Consider the following 16,715-nt stretch of genomic DNA (forward strand, 5'->3'; position numbering starts at 1 on the left):
GAGTGTGAGGATGGGTGGTGAATCTACCCAGTCAGGCCGCTTTAGCCGCCTCACGCAGCCGCCGCACTTCAGCCAGTTTCTTCACCATCGACCGATAGCCCTTGCTGTTGATCAGCAACAACCCGAGCAATGGCCAGAACAGGCATTCGCTGTAGATAAACCAGTGCGGACGGTATTGCAGCGTCGGCAATACCACCAGCAGGCACACCACAAAAAACACCACCATGCCCCACACAGCCCACGTGTGCCCGCGCACAACCAGGAAGTTGCTGTTGGTCACGAACAGCGCAGCGAACATCACCACGAACCAGGACACGGTTGCATTGGTGGCCATGGGGACGTCGGCAAAATAGGTACTCGCCGCCAGGGAAATTGCGCCGGAACCGCCGAGACAGCCAGCGAGAATCACACCGATGAACGACGGGAAATGTTCAAGCAAAAACGGCTTTAACGATGGGACGCCACTCATCACTCGGTTTCCTCGTACAAGCCAATCGCAAAAGTTTTGGCCTGCTTGTAGTTGTCTGAGCGCTTCAGCCCCCAAACGCCTAACCCGGCACTGAAAGCATCGCCGATCTGAACGATGGTGGCGTGCTTGAGCTGGGTCGGAGTGAAGCGCTTGGGCAGCTCACCACTCAGTTGCAAGAGCTTGCGCATCTTGGTCGACATCTGCGGGTCGGCGATTTTCAGCAGTTCTTTGGTCAACTTTTCCCGCTCATGACCATTGAGACCTTTAAGCACCTGGCGCAGGCTTTTGCCGGTGGCTGCACGGGTGACATTGATCAGTTTTACAGTGGTCAGGGTCGATGCCCCCACGCCCACCAAAGCGGCGCCATCCATGATTTTTGTGGCGTACTGGTACCACTCTTCGTTATCCAGGTAGTCATTCATGCCCGGGTTGACGATTTCATTGCGGGTACGAAACGCGCCTACCAGGCAGGATGCGGTACTGGCAGTGGCGCTGGCATAGCCGATGACGGTCATGACCGAACTCGCACCCGCAGTAAACGGCACGGCAATGGTGCCGCTCAATACCACCAGCCAGCCAATGATCGCGCCACCACAGGACAGGGTGGTGTTGATGGCTTCGCCAATCAGTCGCCCTTCTCGCGGGTTGTTTATGACCTGATCGGCGAACTGGGCCGGAGCGATGTATCGCTGCGCCTCGCGCACGATGATCCGCTTAGGTTGGATGCTGCAGATCGGCTTGAATTCGCGCAGGGTGATGACGTTGAAATCCGCGTCGATATACACCACGCCCGCGCCAACAATGCCAGGGTCGGCGTCAATGGCGGCAAATATCCGGGGCAGGTTGATTTCACTTTCGATGCGCTGGCGCGCCATGAACTGGGAGCGGTTGGAATCCATGCCAATGCCAAGCAGGGGGCTGCTCATGGGGTGTTCTTCCTTGAAATAATGCTGAGCTGACTGACCCCATCGCGGGCAAGCCCGGCTCCCACATTTGGAATGCATTCTCCTGTGGGAGCCGGGCTTGCCCGCGATGGCGATTTGATGGGCGCCACCTTAACAAACAGGCTACCCACCCGCTAGAAAGCAAAACGCCAGCACGAGGCTGGCGTTTTGCGATTCAGGCGGCGATCAACGCGGCACGACCGGCTTGCGGGCTGGCTTCTTGCCTTTGCCCTTGGCCGCGTCGGTGCGTTCCTTGGCGGCCTGCTTGTTGCGCGCCATGGCCGCGGCCTTGGCTTGCTCGCGCTTGTCCCACGGGTTGCTGCCGTCACTGCCACGCGGCGGCAAGCCGGTGTGCTGGGTGAGGATCTTGGTGGTGGTTTCCTTCGCCACCTTGTGGCTGCCAGCCGGCGTCGAGTTCTTGCGACGGGCGCTCTGGTAGCTGTCGGTGGACGGCTGGTGCAACGGAATCAGTTGCTCCTTGCCCGGCCCGATCAGGTCGGCCCGGCCCATGCGGGTCAAGGCTTCACGCAGCATCGGCCAGCCTTTCGGGTCGTGGTAGCGCAGGAAGGCCTTGTGCAGGCGGCGCTGTTCTTCGCTCTTGACGATGGTCACCGCGTCGCTCTTGTAGGTGACCTTGCGCAGCGGGTTCTTGCCCGAGTGGTACATCGCCGTGGCGGTGGCCATTGGCGAGGGGTAGAACGCCTGCACCTGGTCGGCGCGGAAGCCGTTGCCCTTGAGCCACAGGGCCAGGTTCATCATGTCTTCATCGGTGGTGCCCGGGTGGGCGGCGATGAAGTAAGGAATCAGGTACTGCTCCTTGCCCGCTTCCTTGGTGTACTTCTCGAACATGCGCTTGAACTTGTCATAGCTGCCAATGCCCGGTTTCATCATCTGGTTGAGCGGACCTTCCTCGGTGTGTTCCGGGGCGATCTTCAGGTAGCCACCAACGTGGTGGGTCACCAGCTCTTTGACGTACTCCGGCGACTCGACCGCGAGGTCGTAGCGCAAGCCGGAAGCGATCAGAATCTTCTTCACGCCCGGCAATGCACGGGCGCTGCGGTACAGCTGAATCAGCGACGAGTGGTCGGTGTTCAGGTTCGGGCAGATACCCGGGAACACGCAGGATGGCTTGCGGCACGCAGATTCGATTTCCGGGCTCTTGCAGGCAATGCGGTACATGTTCGCGGTCGGGCCGCCGAGGTCGGAGATGACGCCGGTGAAGCCGGGCACCTTGTCGCGGATCTCTTCGATTTCGCGAATGATCGACTCTTCGGAACGGTTCTGGATGATCCGGCCTTCGTGCTCGGTGATCGAGCAGAAGGTGCAGCCGCCAAAGCAGCCACGCATGATGTTCACCGAGAAACGGATCATGTCGTAGGCCGGGATCTTTTCCTTGCCGTACGCCGGGTGCGGAATACGGGCGTAAGGCATGCCGAACACGTAGTCCATTTCTTCGGTGGTCATGGGAATGGGCGGCGGGTTGAACCACACGTCCACTTCACCATGCTTCTGCACCAGGGCGCGGGCGTTGCCCGGGTTGGTTTCCAGGTGCAACACGCGGTTCGCGTGAGCGTACAAAACCGAGTCACCACGGACTTTTTCCACGGACGGCAGACGGATAACCGTCTTGTCGCGGGTCATGCGCGGGCTGGCCAGGATCTGTACAACCTTGGCTTCTTCCGGGTCTTCCACCGGGCCCTTTTCCTGCTCGATGGCGCAGGCCTGGGTGTCCTGGGTGTTCACGTACGGGTTGATGATCTTGTCGATCTTGCCCGGGCGATCGATACGGGTGGAGTCCACTTCGTACCAGCCTTCAGGCGTGTCACGGCGAATGAACGCGGTGCCGCGCACGTCGGTGATGTCTTCAATCTTGTGGCCCCACGACAGGCGCTGGGCAACTTCGACGATGGCCCGCTCGGCGTTGCCGTACAGCAGGATGTCGGCGCAGGCGTCGATCAGGATCGAGTTGCGTACACGGTCCTGCCAGTAGTCGTAGTGGGCGATGCGGCGCAGGGAGGCCTCGATGCCGCCGAGTACGATCGGCACATGCTTGTAGGCTTCCTTGCAGCGCTGGCTGTAGACCAGGCTGGCGCGGTCCGGACGTTTGCCGGCCATGCCACCTGGGGTGTAGGCGTCATCGGAACGGATTTTCTTGTCGGCGGTGTAGCGGTTGATCATCGAGTCCATGTTGCCGGCCGCGACGCCGAAGAACAGGTTCGGCTCGCCGAGCTTCATGAAGTCGTCTTTGGACTGCCAGTTGGGCTGGGCAATGATCCCGACGCGAAAGCCCTGGGACTCCAGCAGCCGGCCGATGATTGCCATGCCGAACGACGGATGGTCCACGTACGCGTCACCGGTGACGATGATGATGTCGCATGAATCCCAGCCAAGCTGATCCATCTCCTCCCTGCTCATCGGCAGGAATGGCGCAGGACCGAAACATTCGGCCCAGTACTTGGGATAGTCAAATAACGGCTTGGCTGTTTGCATGACGGTGACCGGTGTTGAGATGAAAAATCGCGGGCGCGGAATATAGCACAAAATTTGACCAATTCCGACCTTTGCAGTCGGAATTGGTGGGACGACTATTTACTCGTCTTCGAAGTTATAGCTGCCCGGCGCCAGGTTTTCGAAGCGGGTGTATTTACCGATAAAGGCCAGGCGCGTGGTGCCGATCGGGCCGTTACGCTGCTTGCCGATAATGATTTCGGCGATGCCTTTATGCTCGGTTTCCGGGTGGTACACCTCGTCCCGGTAAACGAACATGATCACGTCAGCATCCTGCTCGATCGCTCCGGATTCCCGCAAGTCGGAGTTGATCGGGCGCTTGTTGGGACGTTGCTCCAGGGACCGGTTGAGCTGCGACAGGGCAACCACCGGGCAGTTGAATTCCTTGGCCAGGGCTTTCAACGAGCGGGAAATCTCGGAAATCTCGTTGGTCCGGCTGTCACCGCTGGAGCCCGGGATCTGCATCAGCTGCAGGTAGTCGATCATGATCAGGGCGATGTCGCCGTGCTCACGCACCAGGCGTCGGGTACGTGCGCGCATTTCCGACGGGCTGATGCCCGCGGTGTCATCGATGAACAGCTTGCGGTCGTTGAGCAGGTTGACCGCCGAGGTCAGGCGCGGCCAATCGTCGTCTTCCAGGCGACCGGCACGCACCTTGGTCTGGTCGATGCGGCCCAGGGACGACAACATACGCATGATCAGCGATTCACCTGGCATCTCCAGGGAATAAACCAGTACGGCCTTGTCGCTGCGCAACACGGCGTTTTCCACCAGGTTCATGGCGAAGGTGGTTTTACCCATGGACGGACGGCCGGCGACGATGATCAAGTCCGCGGGCTGCAAGCCGCTGGTCATGCCATCCAGGTCGGTGTAGCCGGTGGACAGGCCGGTGATGGCGTTGTCGGTGTTGAACAGGGTATCGATACGGTCGATCGCCTTGGTCAGCAGGTCGTTGACGCTGACCGGGCCGCCGGTTTTCGGCCGGGCTTCGGCGATCTGGAAGATCTGCCGTTCGGCCTCGTCGAGGATCTCTTCAGCGGTGCGGCCTTCGGGGTTGAAGGCGCTGTCGGCGATCTCGGTGGCGATGCCGATCAACTGGCGCAACGTGGCCCGCGCACGGACGATCTGCGCATAGGCCTTGATGTTGGCGACCGATGGCGTGTTCTTCGCCAGCTCACCCAGGTAACCCAGGCCGCCCACTTGGGACGTCTGGCCTTCCTTGTCCAGTTGCTCGGCCAGGGTCACCACGTCGATCGGTGAGTTCTGGTCAGCCAGCTTGGCAATGGCGCGGAAGATCAGGCGGTGGTCATGACGGTAGAAATCGCCGTCCGAGACTTGATCCAGCACGCGCTCCCAGGCGTTGTTGTCCAGCATCAAGCCACCGAGCACGGCCTGTTCGGCCTCGATGGAATGCGGCGGCACCTTCAGGGCAGCGGTTTGCAGATCATATTGCTCAGGAGCGGAGATATCGTTCATGGCCACTTGGAATAGTTGGAGAATCAGGGGCTACAGAAAAACAAAAGGCACGACCTGTAAACAGGATCGTGCCCGATGTTAACCGCCCGGCACGCGAGGTGCCAGTCAGTTAGGTACTGCTTAAGCAGCTACCACAACAACGCGTACGGTTGCTTCGACTTCAGCGTGCAGGTGCACGGCTACATCGAATTCGCCAACGTTGCGGATGGTGCCGTTCGGCAGACGAACTTCGCTCTTCTGCACTTCAACGCCGGAGGCGGTCAGTGCATCAGCGATGTCGTGGGTGCCGATCGAACCGAACAGCTTGCCTTCGTCACCGGCGGTGGCAGTGATAGTCACTTCCAGCTCAGCCAGTTGGGCAGCGCGAGTTTCGGCCGAAGCTTTTTTGTCTGCTGCTGCTTTTTCCAGCTCGGCACGACGCTCTTCAAACGCAGCCAGGTTGGCAGCGGTTGCAGCGGTGGCTTTGCCGTATGGCAGCAGGTAGTTACGACCGTAGCCGGCCTTAACGTTCACTTTGTCGCCCAGGTTGCCCAGGTTGGCGACTTTTTCCAGAAGGATCAGTTGCATGTGAAAATCCTCTAACTTTTAACCTTCACCGTTCGCGTTATCGGCGTCTTTCGGCGCCAGACGACCGCGAAAATCAATCAGGCCGTCGACAATGGCCAGGACCACGAGTAACGGATAGATCAGCTGCATGAACAGCAACAGCGTTACGTACAACCCCACCAGCCAGAATCTGCCCAGTCGCTTTTGCGCCACCAGCCCATGAATCAGGGACAGGCCGGCGAATACCAGCGGTACGCTGCACAACGGCACCAACAGCGCCAGGCCAAACGTCGGCCCGACCACCATGAACGCCAGCAGCAACATCGCGGGTCCTGCGGGGATTCTGATACTGCGAAACTCGCGACCAAAACCGCCCGGGTTATACAACAACGCCTGCCAGTAACGCCCAAGAATCAGGCTCAGCACGCTGACGATCTGCAACAAGGCCGCAATCAGGCCGGTAAGCATCGGTGCAATCACTGACGCGAGACGCGCTCGCTCCTCTACCGATAACTGCTGGTAGAGATCCCCGAGGGCCAGCGGCAGGATCTTTATGATCTCCTGCGCCAGCGCCTCGATTTGCGGGCGGAAAGCCGCGCCAAGCGCCAGTGAATACACCAACCCCAATGCCACGCTGACCAGCAGCGTACGGACCCAGGACTCACTTGCGCGTAAAACCAACGCAAGGGTCGATGAACCGAGCAGTACCAGAAGTACCCGTGGATCATCGAATTTCAACCACCAGACCAAGGCCGGCAGTATTCCCAGGGCAAGAACGCCAAGGGCGTCCTTCAAACCGCGCCGCAGGAGCACAAGGCAACCTGCAGCAGCACCCAACCAATACAACAACGGCAATGCTGCACATCCAGCCACTACCAGAGTGGCCTGCACACGACCGCGCATGATGAACTCAGCTAAGGCGCGCATGCATTCAATCCCTTACTACTTGTCGACTGCCCGGTCTCAGCGGCCGTGGCTGTCGGTGTAGGCCAGCAGGGCCAGGAAGCGGGCGCGCTTGATAGCGGTGGCCAGCTGACGCTGATAACGAGCTTTAGTACCGGTGATGCGGCTTGGAACAATTTTGCCGGTCTCGGATACGTAGGCTTTCAGAGTGTTGAGATCTTTGTAATCGATCTCCTTCACGTCTTCAGCGGTGAAGCGGCAGAATTTACGACGACGGAAGAAACGTGCCATTTGATAGGCTCCTTAAAAGGTCCGTGGATTACTCGTCAGCGTTATCGCTGTTGTCGCTGTCATCACTGTCAGCGCTTTCAGCGCCTTCGTGCTCAGGACGGTCGCGACGCTCACGGCGCTCACTGCGGTTTTCTTCAGCCTTGAGCATCTCGGATTGGCCGGTAACGGCTTCTTCGCGACGGATGACCAGGTTACGGATCACTGCATCGTTGTAGCGGAAGTTGTCTTCCAGCTCGGCCAGGGCCTTGCCAGTGCACTCAACGTTCAGCATCACGTAGTGAGCCTTGTGAACATTGTTGATTGCGTAGGCCAGTTGACGACGGCCCCAATCTTCCAGACGGTGGATTTTGCCGCCGTCTTCTTCGATCAGCTTGGTGTAACGCTCTACCATGCCGCCGACTTGCTCGCTTTGATCCGGGTGGACCAAAAAGATGATTTCGTAATGACGCATGAATGCTCCTTACGGGTTGTAGCCTGCCGCTCAAAAACGGTCAGACAAGGAGTGAATGACACTTATGGATCTTGCCGAAGGGAGGCACATGCGTGCCTGCCATGAAGGCAAGGGGCGCAATTGTAGAGAAGGGGGAGAAAGGGCGCAAGGTGATTGGTGATTATTTGAACAGTCACCCCACCCCACAAAAACAAATGTGGGAGCTGGCCTGCCTGCGATGACAATGGCACAGGCAACATCTCTGCTGACTGACACACCGCCATCGCGGGCAAGCCCGGCTCCCACAGGGTCCTGCGTCGTTCTTAAGCCTTATTTCTTGGCTTTGGCCTTGGCGCCACGCTGGCGCTGGGCTTCGAACAGGCAGACGCCCGTTGCGACTGAAACGTTGAGGCTGCTGACGCTACCGGCCATCGGCAGGTGCACCAGGTAGTCGCAATGTTCACGGGTCAGGCGACGCATGCCTTTGCCTTCGGCGCCCATGATCAGGATGGTCGGGCCGGTGAGGTCCTGGTCATAAATGCTGACCTCGGCCTCTCCCGCCGTACCCACGACCCACAAGCCGCGCTGCTGGAGTTTCTCCAGGGTACGCGCCAGGTTGGTCACCGCCACCAGCGGAATCACTTCTGCCGCACCGCAGGCGACTTTACGCACCACCGGCGTCAAGGTGGCCGACTTGTCTTTAGGCACGATCACCGCCAGTGCGCCGGCAGCATCGGCCGAACGCAGGCAGGCACCCAGGTTGTGCGGATCGGTCACGCCGTCGAGCACCAGCAGCAGCGGCGCGCCTTCGGTGCGATCGAGCAGCTCGTCGAGCATCGCCTCGCCCCAGACCTGGCTCGGACTTACGTCCGCGACCACGCCCTGGTGAACGCCTTCGACCCAGACGTCCATTTCACGACGCTCGGCCTGGCCGATAGCAACCTTGTTTTGATTGGCCAACTCGACCAGCGCTTGTACACGCGGCTCACTACGGCCTTCTGCCAACCACACCTGCTTGACGCGTTTCGGGTGGTGACGCAGCAACGCTTCTACGGCGTGAACGCCGTAGATTTTTTCCAGACTCATGACTTGGCCTTAGGTTTGCGCGACCCGCCGCTTTTCGCGGGGGCCGAACCCGCTTTTGGCGGGCCTTTACGGTGTTTACTCGGCTTGCTCGACGGCTTTTCCGCCTCGCGGGACTTTCCCCCAGACGCCGCTTTACCACCGCTTTTGGCTTCGTTGAGCAACTGCTGCTTCAACTCGCGGCTCTTGCGCAGCTCGGCGTTTTTCGCCGCGGCATCGCTAGGGCGGTAGGCTTCGGGGGCCTTGTCCTTGGCAGACGAGCGACGAGCAGGCTTGGCTGGCGCAGGCTCGGCGACCGCTGCTTTCGCAGGAGCCCCTTTGCCTTTGGCGGCCGGCGTTGCAGTTTCGCTGCCACGTTTTTTACGGCCCGTCGGTTCGACAGGCTTGTCTGGCATGCCGAAGTCGATCTTGCGCTCGTCGAGGTCGACGCGCATGACCTGCACTTCCACGGTGTCGCCCAAACGGAAGCTGCGACCGGTGCGCTCGCCCGCCAGGCGGTGATGCACAGGGTCGAAGTGGTAGTAGTCACCCGGCAAGGCGGTGACGTGCACCAGGCCCTCGACGTAGATATCGGTCAGCTCGACGAACAGGCCAAAACCGGTCACCGCGGTGATCACACCCGGGAACGACTCGCCCACGCGGTCTTTCATGAACTCGCACTTGAGCCAGTTCACCACGTCGCGGGTGGCTTCGTCGGCACGGCGTTCGCTCATGGAGCACTGCTCGCCCAGCTGTTCCAGGGCCGCTTCGTCGTACGGATAGATCCGTGCCTTCGGAATGGTCATGGCACCGGCGCGCTTGACGTGCGGGGTGTTCTGCTTGGAATGGATCACGCTGCGGATCGCCCGATGCGTGAGCAAGTCCGGGTAACGGCGAATCGGCGAGGTGAAGTGGGTGTACGCCTCATAATTCAGGCCGAAGTGGCCCTGGTTATCAGCGCTGTACACCGCCTGGCTCAGCGAGCGCAGCATGACGGTCTGGATCACGTGGTAATCCGGACGGTCCTTGATGCTCGCGAGCAAGGCCTGATAGTCCTTCGGCGTCGGGCCATCCTTGCCTTTGTGCAGGGACAGGCCGAGTTCACCGAGGAACGCGCGCAGCTTCTCCAGACGCTCCGGCGGCGGGCCGTCGTGCACCCGGTACAACGCAGGAATCTCGTGCTTCTTCAGGAATTCTGCGGTGGCCACGTTGGCGGCCAGCATGCATTCCTCGATCAGCTTGTGAGCATCGTTACGCGTGGTCGGAGTGATCGCGGCGATCTTGCGCTCGGAACCGAAGACAATCCGGGTTTCCTGGGTTTCGAAGTCGATCGCGCCACGCACGTGACGAGCGCCCAGCAGCACCTTGTACAGCGCATAGAGCTGCTTGAGGTGCGGCACGACATGGCCGTACTCACCGCGCAAGGCTTTGGCTTCGCTGGTTTTCGGCTGCTCCAGGATGGTGCTGACCTTGTTGTAGGTCAGGCGGGCCTGGGAGTGGATCACCGCTTCGTAGAACTGGTAGTCGGTCATTTCGCCGGTTTTCGAGATGGTCATCTCGCACACCATGGCCAAACGGTCGACTTTCGGGTTCAGGGAGCACAAACCGTTCGACAGCTGCTCAGGCAGCATCGGGATCACGCGCTCGGGGAAGTACACCGAGTTGCCGCGCACCTGGGCTTCGTTGTCCAGGGCCGAACCGATCTTCACGTAGCTGGACACGTCGGCAATGGCGACGAACAACTTCCAGCCGCCGGAGAACAGGCGCAGTTTGCCGGGCTTGGCTTCGCAGTAGACCGCATCGTCGAAGTCGCGGGCATCTTCGCCGTCAATGGTGACGAACGGCAGATGGCGCAGGTCGATGCGTTTCTCTTTGTCTTTTTCTTCAACTTCAGGCTTGAGCTTGGAGGCTTCTTTCAGCACCGCCTCAGGCCAGACGTGGGGGATATCGTAGGTGCGCAGCGCAACATCGATTTCCATGCCCGGCGCCATGTAGTTGCCGACCACTTCGACGATATCGCCCTGTGGCTGGAAGCGCGCAGTTGGCCAGTGGGTGATTTTCACCTCGACGAACTGACCGACCTTGGCGGCGCCATTGCGGCCCGGGGTGATCAGCACTTCCTGCTGGACCTTCGGGTTATCCGGCACGACAAAGCCGATGCCGCCTTCTTCGAAGTAACGGCCAACGATGGACTCGTGAGCACGGGACACCACTTCGACGATCACGCCTTCGCGGCGACCGCGACGGTCGAGGCCGGAAACGCGCGCCAGGGCACGGTCGCCATCGAACACCAGGCGCATTTGCGCCGGGCTCATGAACAGGTCGTCGCTGCCATCATCCGGGATCAGGAAGCCGAAACCGTCACGGTGACCGGCGATGCGACCGAGGATCAGGTCGAGCTTGTCCACAGGCGCGTACGTGCCACGGCGGGTGTAGATCAACTGGGCATCGCGCTCCATGGCGCGCAGGCGGCGACGCAGGGCTTCGAGTTGGTCTTCGGTGGTCAGACCGAATTCTTCAACCAGCTGCTCGCGGCTAGCAGGCGAACCCCGATCGGCGAGGTGCGCCAGGATCAGTTCGCGGCTAGGAATAGGGTTTTCATATTTTTCCGCTTCACGAGCGGCCTCGGGATCGAGGGACTGCCAATCGGCCATTAGAGAGTTTTCACCTTGTCTATATGCGGGTTAGTTTGGCATACGCGTATTGAAACGGGAAATTTCAGGTGTCAACAAGCCCGTAAAAGCACTTTGTAGCCCTTGGAATGCACCTTGCGCGACCGCCCACGAAATATTCCAGACTTTTTTCATGGCAGGGCTTTACAGCAGAAAATAGCCTCCGTATAGTGCGCGCCATCGACGACGGCAACGTTGTTGATGCTGCCCAGGTGGTGAAATTGGTAGACACGCCAGCTTCAGGTGCTGGTGATCGCAAGGTCGTGGAAGTTCGAGTCTTCTCCTGGGCACCAATTTCAAACTCAAGGTTCTTCCTCGAGTCTCCAAAAACCCGCGAAAGCGGGTTTTTGCGTTTCAGGCCTTTGATTTTTAACGAGAATCTTGATTTATATTTTTGAATCAGGGGTTTACAGATCAAAAAGCCCTCCGTATAGTTCGCTCCATCAACAGCGCAAGCGTTGATAATGCCCAGGTGGTGAAATTGGTAGACACGCCAGCTTCAGGTGCTGGTGATCGCAAGGTCGTGGAAGTTCGAGTCTTCTCCTGGGCACCAAATTCAGATCAAACCCGCGAAAGCGGGTTTTTTCGTTTCCGAGGTTTGAAAACCTGCCCGCTGATTTCCCCCCTCGCCCGCACTTGAGAAGTTTTATCGTTTATCCTTGTAAGGATTTGTTGCACTCAAGTGAGGAAAACCCCGGATGATGATCCGCGATACCCGTCTCAAGACATCCCTTCTGCGTGGCCTGACCATCACTCTGCTCGGCCTGACCCTGCTCTCGCCCGCCGCCTATTCTGCCGACAACGTCGCCCTGACCCTGTACAACGGCCAACACAAGGAGGTCGGCGATGAACTTGCCAAGGCCTTCGAAGCCAAGACCGGCATCCACGTCAATGTGCGCAAAGGCAGCAGCAACCAGCTGGCCAGCCAGGTCGTCGAAGAAGGCGACCGCTCCCCTGCCGACGTGATCTATACCGAAGAATCGCCGCCGCTGAATAAACTCGGCGAGCAAGGCCTGCTCGCGACCATTGACGCCAGCACCCTCGATGTTTTGCCCAAGGAATATGTAGCCGCCAACGGCGCCTGGATGGGCGTGACCGCACGCACCCGCGTCGTGGCGTTCAACCCGAAACTGATCGCCGAAAAAGACCTGCCCAAGTCGGTACTGGATTTCGCCGGTCCTGAATGGCAAGGCAAGGTCGGTTTCGTACCGACCAGCGGCGCGTTCCAGGAACAGGCCGTAGCGATCATCAAGCTGCACGGTCGCGAAGCGGCTGAAGAATGGCTGACCGGCCTGCGGGCGTTCGGCAAGGTCTACAGCAACAACATGGTTGCGCTCAAAGCCGTGGAAAATGGCGAAGTAGCCACCGTACTGGTGAACAACTACTACTGGTTCGCCCTGAAGAAAGAAAAAACCAATCTGGATTCCCAACTGCACTACTTCACCAACGGTGATGCGGGCGGCCTGATCACCGTGTCTGCCGCAGCTGCACTGAAATCCAGCAAGCACCCAAAAGAAGCCCAGCAACTGCTGGCTTTCATGGCCAGCGAAGAAGGCCAACGGGTCATCACCAACACCTCTGCCGAATACCCGCTGCGCAAGGGCATGGAATCCAACCGTGGCCTCAAGCCTTTCAGCGAGCTGCAACCGCCGAAAGTCACCCCTGCCGACCTGGGCAACGCCGAAGAAGCCTTGGAAATGGAACGTGACGTTGGCTTGAACTGATGAACCCATCGCTCCCCACCCCCGCTTTGCGCGGGGGTTTTACGCCAAGACGCAAGCGCCCTTCGATCGGGTTGCTGCTGCCGGTCCTGCTGCTGGTGGGGCTGAGCCTGTTGCCGCTGGTGTATGTCGGCCTCAAGGCCTGGCAAGCGGGCTGGGCCGAGGCCGTGCACTTGCTGTGGCGGCCTTATGTGTTCGGGTTGCTGCGCAACACCTTGGCGCTGATGGTCGGCGTGACCGTGGCCTGCGGCGTGATCGGCCTGTCGCTGGCCTGGCTGCTGGAACGCAGCAACCTGCCGGGCCGGCGTATCTGGGGAGTGATTCTGTGCCTACCGTTTGCGGTGCCGGCGTTTGTCAGCAGCTTTACCTGGGTTTCGTTAAGCGCCAACTTTGAAGGGTTGGGCGGAGCGATCCTGGTGATGACCCTTTCTAAATACCCACTGGTGTTTCTGCCGGTGGCGGCAACTCTGCGCAATCTTGATCCATCCCTGGAAGAATCGGCCCGCACCCTTGGCCTGAATCGCTGGAGCGTGTTCTTTCGCATCACCTTGCCTTTACTGTGGCCATCACTGCTGGCCGGGGCACTGTTGATTGCCCTGCATATGCTGGTGGAGTTCGGCGCACTGTCGATCATCGGCTTGCAGACATTTACCACCGCGATCTATCAGCAATTCGAGCTGGAGTTCAGCAATGCCAATGCGGCGATGCTGTCGGCCGTTCTGCTGGTGATGTGCCTGACGCTGCTTTGGCTGGAACTGCGGGTACGCGGCAAAGGCCGGCATGTGCGCACCGGGCAGGGCGCGGCACGACACGCCGAACAGGTTCGACTCGGTAAATGGGCGCCTCTGGGGCAGCTGTATTGCCTGCTCCTGGCGATTATTGGGAGCGGCATTCCACTGGGCATGCTCGGTTATTGGCTGGCCGTGGGCAGCTCAGCGGCGTTTCCGGTCGCCGAGATCAGCGAGGCACTGCTTTCCTCATTGGCACTCTCCCTAGGTGGCGCCGCGCTGTGCCTGTTGTTTGCAGTACCGGTGGGCCTGCTGGTGGTGCGCTACAAGGGCCGGCTCGCCCTGTGGGCCGAACGCCTGCCGTACTTGCTGCACGCCCTGCCCGGCCTGGTGATTGCGCTGACGCTGGTGTATTTCGCACTGCATTACGTGCCGGCGCTGTATCAGACGTCGGCGTTGTTGCTGATTGCTTATGCATTGCTGTTTTTGCCGCTGGCCCAGGCGCCGATCCGCACGGCGCTGAACAAGGCGGCACCGCAGCTGGAGGAGGCGGCGAGAACCCTGGGCGCGTCGTCGTTCAGTGCGTTTTGCCGGGTGACGGTGCCGATTATTTTCCCGGCATTGGGTGCGGCGTTTGCGCTGGTATTCCTGGATGCGATGAAGGAATTGACGGCGACGTTACTGCTTAGTCCTACCGGGCTGAACACCTTGGCGACTGCCGTGTGGGCGCACACCTCGAATGTGGAATTCGCGGCAGCGGCGCCCTATGCAGCATTGTTGATTTTGGTGTCGGGGCTGCCGGTGTATTTGCTTACGACGCGGATGTATCTGAGCCGCTGAAGCCGCCATCGCAGGCAAGCCAGCCCCCACACTTGACCGTATTCCAAAACCTGAATTCGATCGAGTGTGGGAGCTGGCTTGCCTGCGATGAGGCCGAAACAGGCGACATCAAGCCCGGAACTGCCCCAGGCTCGCCTTCAACTGCGCCGCCAGCCCATCCAGCACCTTGCCACTGGCGGTAGTCTCCACCACCGCCTGAGCGGCCCGCTCTGCCTGGGCATGGATGATTTCCACCCGCCCACGCACCGCATGCGCGCCTTGCGCCTGATGCTCAGCCGCACGGGTCGCCAGGCCAATCGCCGCATGCACCTGCTCTACCGAGGCCTGCACCGACTGTTGCAGGCGCACGCTGTCGCGCAACACCAGCAAACCTTCGCTGGCCTGGCGCCCGGCCTTGCCGATGGTCTCCACCGCCTCACGGGCGCCTTGCTGCAACGCCACGATGTGGGCCTGGATATCACCGGTAGAACTCTGGGTTTTACTGGCCAGGGCACGTACCTCGTCCGCCACCACCGCAAAACCGCGACCGGTCTCACCAGCCCGGGCCGCTTCGATCGCCGCATTGAGCGCCAGCAGGTTGGTTTGCTCGGCAATCCCGTGGATCACCGTCAAGACCACCTCGATCTGCTCGCTCTGCTGAGCCAGCCGTTCGATCACCCTGGACCCAGCCTGCACCTGCCCCGCCAACGCCTCGATCAGGCTGCCGACTTCGGCAGAAGTACGTGAGTTCTCATCAGTCGCCTGGCGAATATCCACCACCTGCTGCAACGCCGCCTGCATCGCATGGCTTTCCGCCTGGGCCTCATCCGCCATTTGCGACAGCGCCCGCAGGCTCTCCGCAACTTCATCACGCTGCAAGCCGGCGGCCGCGTCGGCACCGGCATTGCGCAAGGTCATCGCACCGATTTCCACGCCGGTACGCTGGGCCACATCGCCCGCCTCACGCACGATCGGCTGCAACTTATCCACAAAGCGATTGACCGCCGAGGCCATGTCGCCGATTTCGTCCTGGCTGTTGATCTGCACGCGCTTGGTCAGGTCGCCCTCTCCCGCGGCCAGATCGTCCATCGCTGCAATCAACAACTTCAGGCGATTGACCACGCGACGCCCGAGCACCACGGCAATCAGCAGCAGCACGCCAAAGCCGACCACCGCCAGGCCCATGCCGATGCGCCAGCGCAACGTGCCCGCCGCTTCTTGCACGGTATGGGTGGTATTGGCGGTCATCTGGGTGGCAGTGGCTTGCGCCGACTGCAAGCGCGCGCCCATGGCCGAAGCGCTGTCAGCTGCGGCCCCCTTGAGGCTGTCGCCCACCAGTTGATCACTGCTGGCAATCAGCGCGGCAAAACGCTTATCCAGTGCGGCCAGGTCGACGTCCACCGAAGCAGTTGAAACCCCCATGATGACCTTGCCGATCTCCACGCCGTTGGGGCTGATGGACGCCTCAAGGTAGTAAACCGACGGATCGTTTTTCGCCGCATCCAGCACCTTGTCCAAAGCACGCTCGCCCTGCCCTTTCTCCAGCAGCGCCGCATTAATCGGGTTTTCCCGGTTCAGGTAGCGGGTGAGATGCTGGCCAGTGGCGTCGTCGTAGACCACGAACAACACATTGGGATTGCGCTGGGCACGCCGGGCGAATTCCGACAGGGTCGGCACGTCGCTGTCCCACATGGCGCGGGGCGCCACGGAAGCCAGCAGCTGCGCCATATCATTGGCGGAGTCCTTCAGGTCTTTTTCCAGGGTCGCACGCAGCTGCTTCTGCTCGTCCTGCAGACGCGTGGAAAGCCCTGCCGTCAGACGCTGGCGGGTGCTGGAGGACAGGCTGTCCAGACTGGAGGTGACTTCCTTGCCAGCCTGGGCCAGTTCGCCGGAGAGTTTCTGACTGTCGACACCCAGGCGATTACCTAAATCAGCTTCCAGCGCGGTGACCGTGCTCCGAGTCAGCGCGACCGCCACCAGCACTTGCACCAAAAGAGCGATACCTAGGGTAACGAACACCGGCCGCAACAGTCGGCTTTGTAACAATGAGAGAACGGCAGACATCGTGAATCCCTCCACCTGGGGTGCCATTAAATTGATAGCACCACGAAAGAGAGAAACACAGCAAGGGTCGTGCCGTATAGCA

Annotated in this window: 13 protein-coding genes and 2 tRNA genes; 4 read left to right on the forward strand and 11 right to left on the reverse strand. The window is 60.2% G+C overall.

Annotated features, from left to right (window positions below):
* Positions 1 to 31: 31 nt before the first annotated feature.
* The 10 genes from P3C29_RS16545 to rnr form a co-directional block, all read right to left on the reverse strand.
* Positions 32 to 469, reverse strand: a complete 438-nt coding sequence (locus tag P3C29_RS16545) for a hypothetical protein (RefSeq protein ID WP_010173878.1) — start codon at positions 467 to 469, stop codon at positions 32 to 34.
* Complete coding sequence (locus tag P3C29_RS16550; protein WP_275964935.1) at positions 469 to 1,395, reverse strand: NAD synthetase; 927 nt, start codon at positions 1,393 to 1,395, stop codon at positions 469 to 471. The genes P3C29_RS16545 and P3C29_RS16550 overlap by 1 nt, the downstream gene beginning before the upstream one ends.
* 204 nt (positions 1,396 to 1,599) lie before the next feature.
* Positions 1,600 to 3,903, reverse strand: a complete 2,304-nt coding sequence (locus tag P3C29_RS16555; protein WP_169386502.1) for a YgiQ family radical SAM protein — start codon at positions 3,901 to 3,903, stop codon at positions 1,600 to 1,602.
* Positions 3,904 to 4,002: 99 nt separating this feature from the next.
* Positions 4,003 to 5,397 (reverse strand): replicative DNA helicase, encoded by a 1,395-nt coding sequence (gene dnaB, locus P3C29_RS16560; protein WP_003217484.1) that lies wholly within the window; start codon positions 5,395 to 5,397, stop codon positions 4,003 to 4,005.
* A 120-nt stretch (positions 5,398 to 5,517) separates the two neighbouring features.
* On the reverse strand, positions 5,518 to 5,964 hold the full coding sequence (gene rplI / locus P3C29_RS16565; protein WP_003171376.1) for a 50S ribosomal protein L9: 447 nt from the start codon (positions 5,962 to 5,964) through the stop codon (positions 5,518 to 5,520).
* An 18-nt stretch (positions 5,965 to 5,982) separates the two neighbouring features.
* A complete protein-coding gene (locus P3C29_RS16570) occupies positions 5,983 to 6,870 on the reverse strand; it encodes a hypothetical protein (protein WP_010173874.1) in 888 nt (295 codons plus the stop codon).
* Between the two features lie 36 nt (positions 6,871 to 6,906).
* A complete protein-coding gene (rpsR, locus tag P3C29_RS16575; protein ID WP_002551829.1) occupies positions 6,907 to 7,137 on the reverse strand; it encodes a 30S ribosomal protein S18 in 231 nt (76 codons plus the stop codon).
* Positions 7,138 to 7,165: 28 nt separating this feature from the next.
* On the reverse strand, positions 7,166 to 7,588 hold the full coding sequence (rpsF, locus tag P3C29_RS16580) for a 30S ribosomal protein S6 (RefSeq protein WP_003217491.1): 423 nt from the start codon (positions 7,586 to 7,588) through the stop codon (positions 7,166 to 7,168).
* 309 nt (positions 7,589 to 7,897) lie between these two features.
* Positions 7,898 to 8,653 (reverse strand): 23S rRNA (guanosine(2251)-2'-O)-methyltransferase RlmB, encoded by a 756-nt coding sequence (gene rlmB, locus P3C29_RS16585; protein ID WP_003217493.1) that lies wholly within the window; start codon positions 8,651 to 8,653, stop codon positions 7,898 to 7,900.
* A complete protein-coding gene (rnr, locus tag P3C29_RS16590) occupies positions 8,650 to 11,283 on the reverse strand; it encodes a ribonuclease R (protein ID WP_275964936.1) in 2,634 nt (877 codons plus the stop codon). Before rnr ends, rlmB begins: the two co-directional genes overlap by 4 nt.
* Before the next feature lie 224 nt (positions 11,284 to 11,507).
* Here rnr and P3C29_RS16595 point away from each other — a divergent pair.
* The 4 genes from P3C29_RS16595 to P3C29_RS16610 all read left to right on the forward strand — a co-directional run bounded on the left by P3C29_RS16595 (position 11,508) and on the right by P3C29_RS16610 (position 14,590).
* A tRNA-Leu gene (locus P3C29_RS16595) sits at positions 11,508 to 11,594 on the forward strand.
* A gap of 173 nt (positions 11,595 to 11,767) precedes the next feature.
* A tRNA-Leu gene (locus P3C29_RS16600) sits at positions 11,768 to 11,854 on the forward strand.
* A gap of 145 nt (positions 11,855 to 11,999) precedes the next feature.
* Positions 12,000 to 13,025 (forward strand): extracellular solute-binding protein, encoded by a 1,026-nt coding sequence (locus P3C29_RS16605; protein WP_275964937.1) that lies wholly within the window; start codon positions 12,000 to 12,002, stop codon positions 13,023 to 13,025.
* Positions 13,025 to 14,590: an iron ABC transporter permease gene (locus P3C29_RS16610; protein WP_275964938.1), complete on the forward strand. Its 1,566-nt coding sequence runs from the start codon at positions 13,025 to 13,027 to the stop codon at positions 14,588 to 14,590. The genes P3C29_RS16605 and P3C29_RS16610 overlap by 1 nt, the downstream gene beginning before the upstream one ends.
* A gap of 108 nt (positions 14,591 to 14,698) precedes the next feature.
* Here the strand turns inward: P3C29_RS16610 and P3C29_RS16615 are convergent, their stop codons facing one another.
* A complete protein-coding gene (locus tag P3C29_RS16615; protein ID WP_201126017.1) occupies positions 14,699 to 16,633 on the reverse strand; it encodes a methyl-accepting chemotaxis protein in 1,935 nt (644 codons plus the stop codon).
* Between the last annotated feature and the right edge of the window lie 82 nt (positions 16,634 to 16,715).

This window comes from Pseudomonas sp. 1912-s (genome assembly GCF_029269205.1).
Lineage (GTDB): Bacteria > Pseudomonadota > Gammaproteobacteria > Pseudomonadales > Pseudomonadaceae > Aquipseudomonas.

Excerpts from the sequence above, each read along its gene's own strand:
- P3C29_RS16545 (WP_010173878.1), bottom strand. The coding sequence starts at position 469 with ATGAGTGGCGTCCCATCGTTAAAGCCGTTTTTGCTTGAACATTTCCCG.
- P3C29_RS16550 (WP_275964935.1), bottom strand. The coding sequence starts at position 1,395 with ATGAGCAGCCCCCTGCTTGGCATTGGCATGGATTCCAACCGCTCCCAG.
- P3C29_RS16555 (WP_169386502.1), bottom strand. The coding sequence starts at position 3,903 with ATGCAAACAGCCAAGCCGTTATTTGACTATCCCAAGTACTGGGCCGAA.
- dnaB (WP_003217484.1), bottom strand. The coding sequence starts at position 5,397 with ATGAACGATATCTCCGCTCCTGAGCAATATGATCTGCAAACCGCTGCC.
- rplI (WP_003171376.1), bottom strand. The coding sequence starts at position 5,964 with ATGCAACTGATCCTTCTGGAAAAAGTCGCCAACCTGGGCAACCTGGGC.
- P3C29_RS16570 (WP_010173874.1), bottom strand. The coding sequence starts at position 6,870 with ATGCGCGCCTTAGCTGAGTTCATCATGCGCGGTCGTGTGCAGGCCACT.
- rpsR (WP_002551829.1), bottom strand. The coding sequence starts at position 7,137 with ATGGCACGTTTCTTCCGTCGTCGTAAATTCTGCCGCTTCACCGCTGAA.
- rpsF (WP_003217491.1), bottom strand. The coding sequence starts at position 7,588 with ATGCGTCATTACGAAATCATCTTTTTGGTCCACCCGGATCAAAGCGAG.
- rlmB (WP_003217493.1), bottom strand. The coding sequence starts at position 8,653 with ATGAGTCTGGAAAAAATCTACGGCGTTCACGCCGTAGAAGCGTTGCTG.
- rnr (WP_275964936.1), bottom strand. The coding sequence starts at position 11,283 with ATGGCCGATTGGCAGTCCCTCGATCCCGAGGCCGCTCGTGAAGCGGAA.
- P3C29_RS16605 (WP_275964937.1), top strand. The coding sequence starts at position 12,000 with ATGATGATCCGCGATACCCGTCTCAAGACATCCCTTCTGCGTGGCCTG.
- P3C29_RS16610 (WP_275964938.1), top strand. The coding sequence starts at position 13,025 with ATGAACCCATCGCTCCCCACCCCCGCTTTGCGCGGGGGTTTTACGCCA.
- P3C29_RS16615 (WP_201126017.1), bottom strand. The coding sequence starts at position 16,633 with ATGTCTGCCGTTCTCTCATTGTTACAAAGCCGACTGTTGCGGCCGGTG.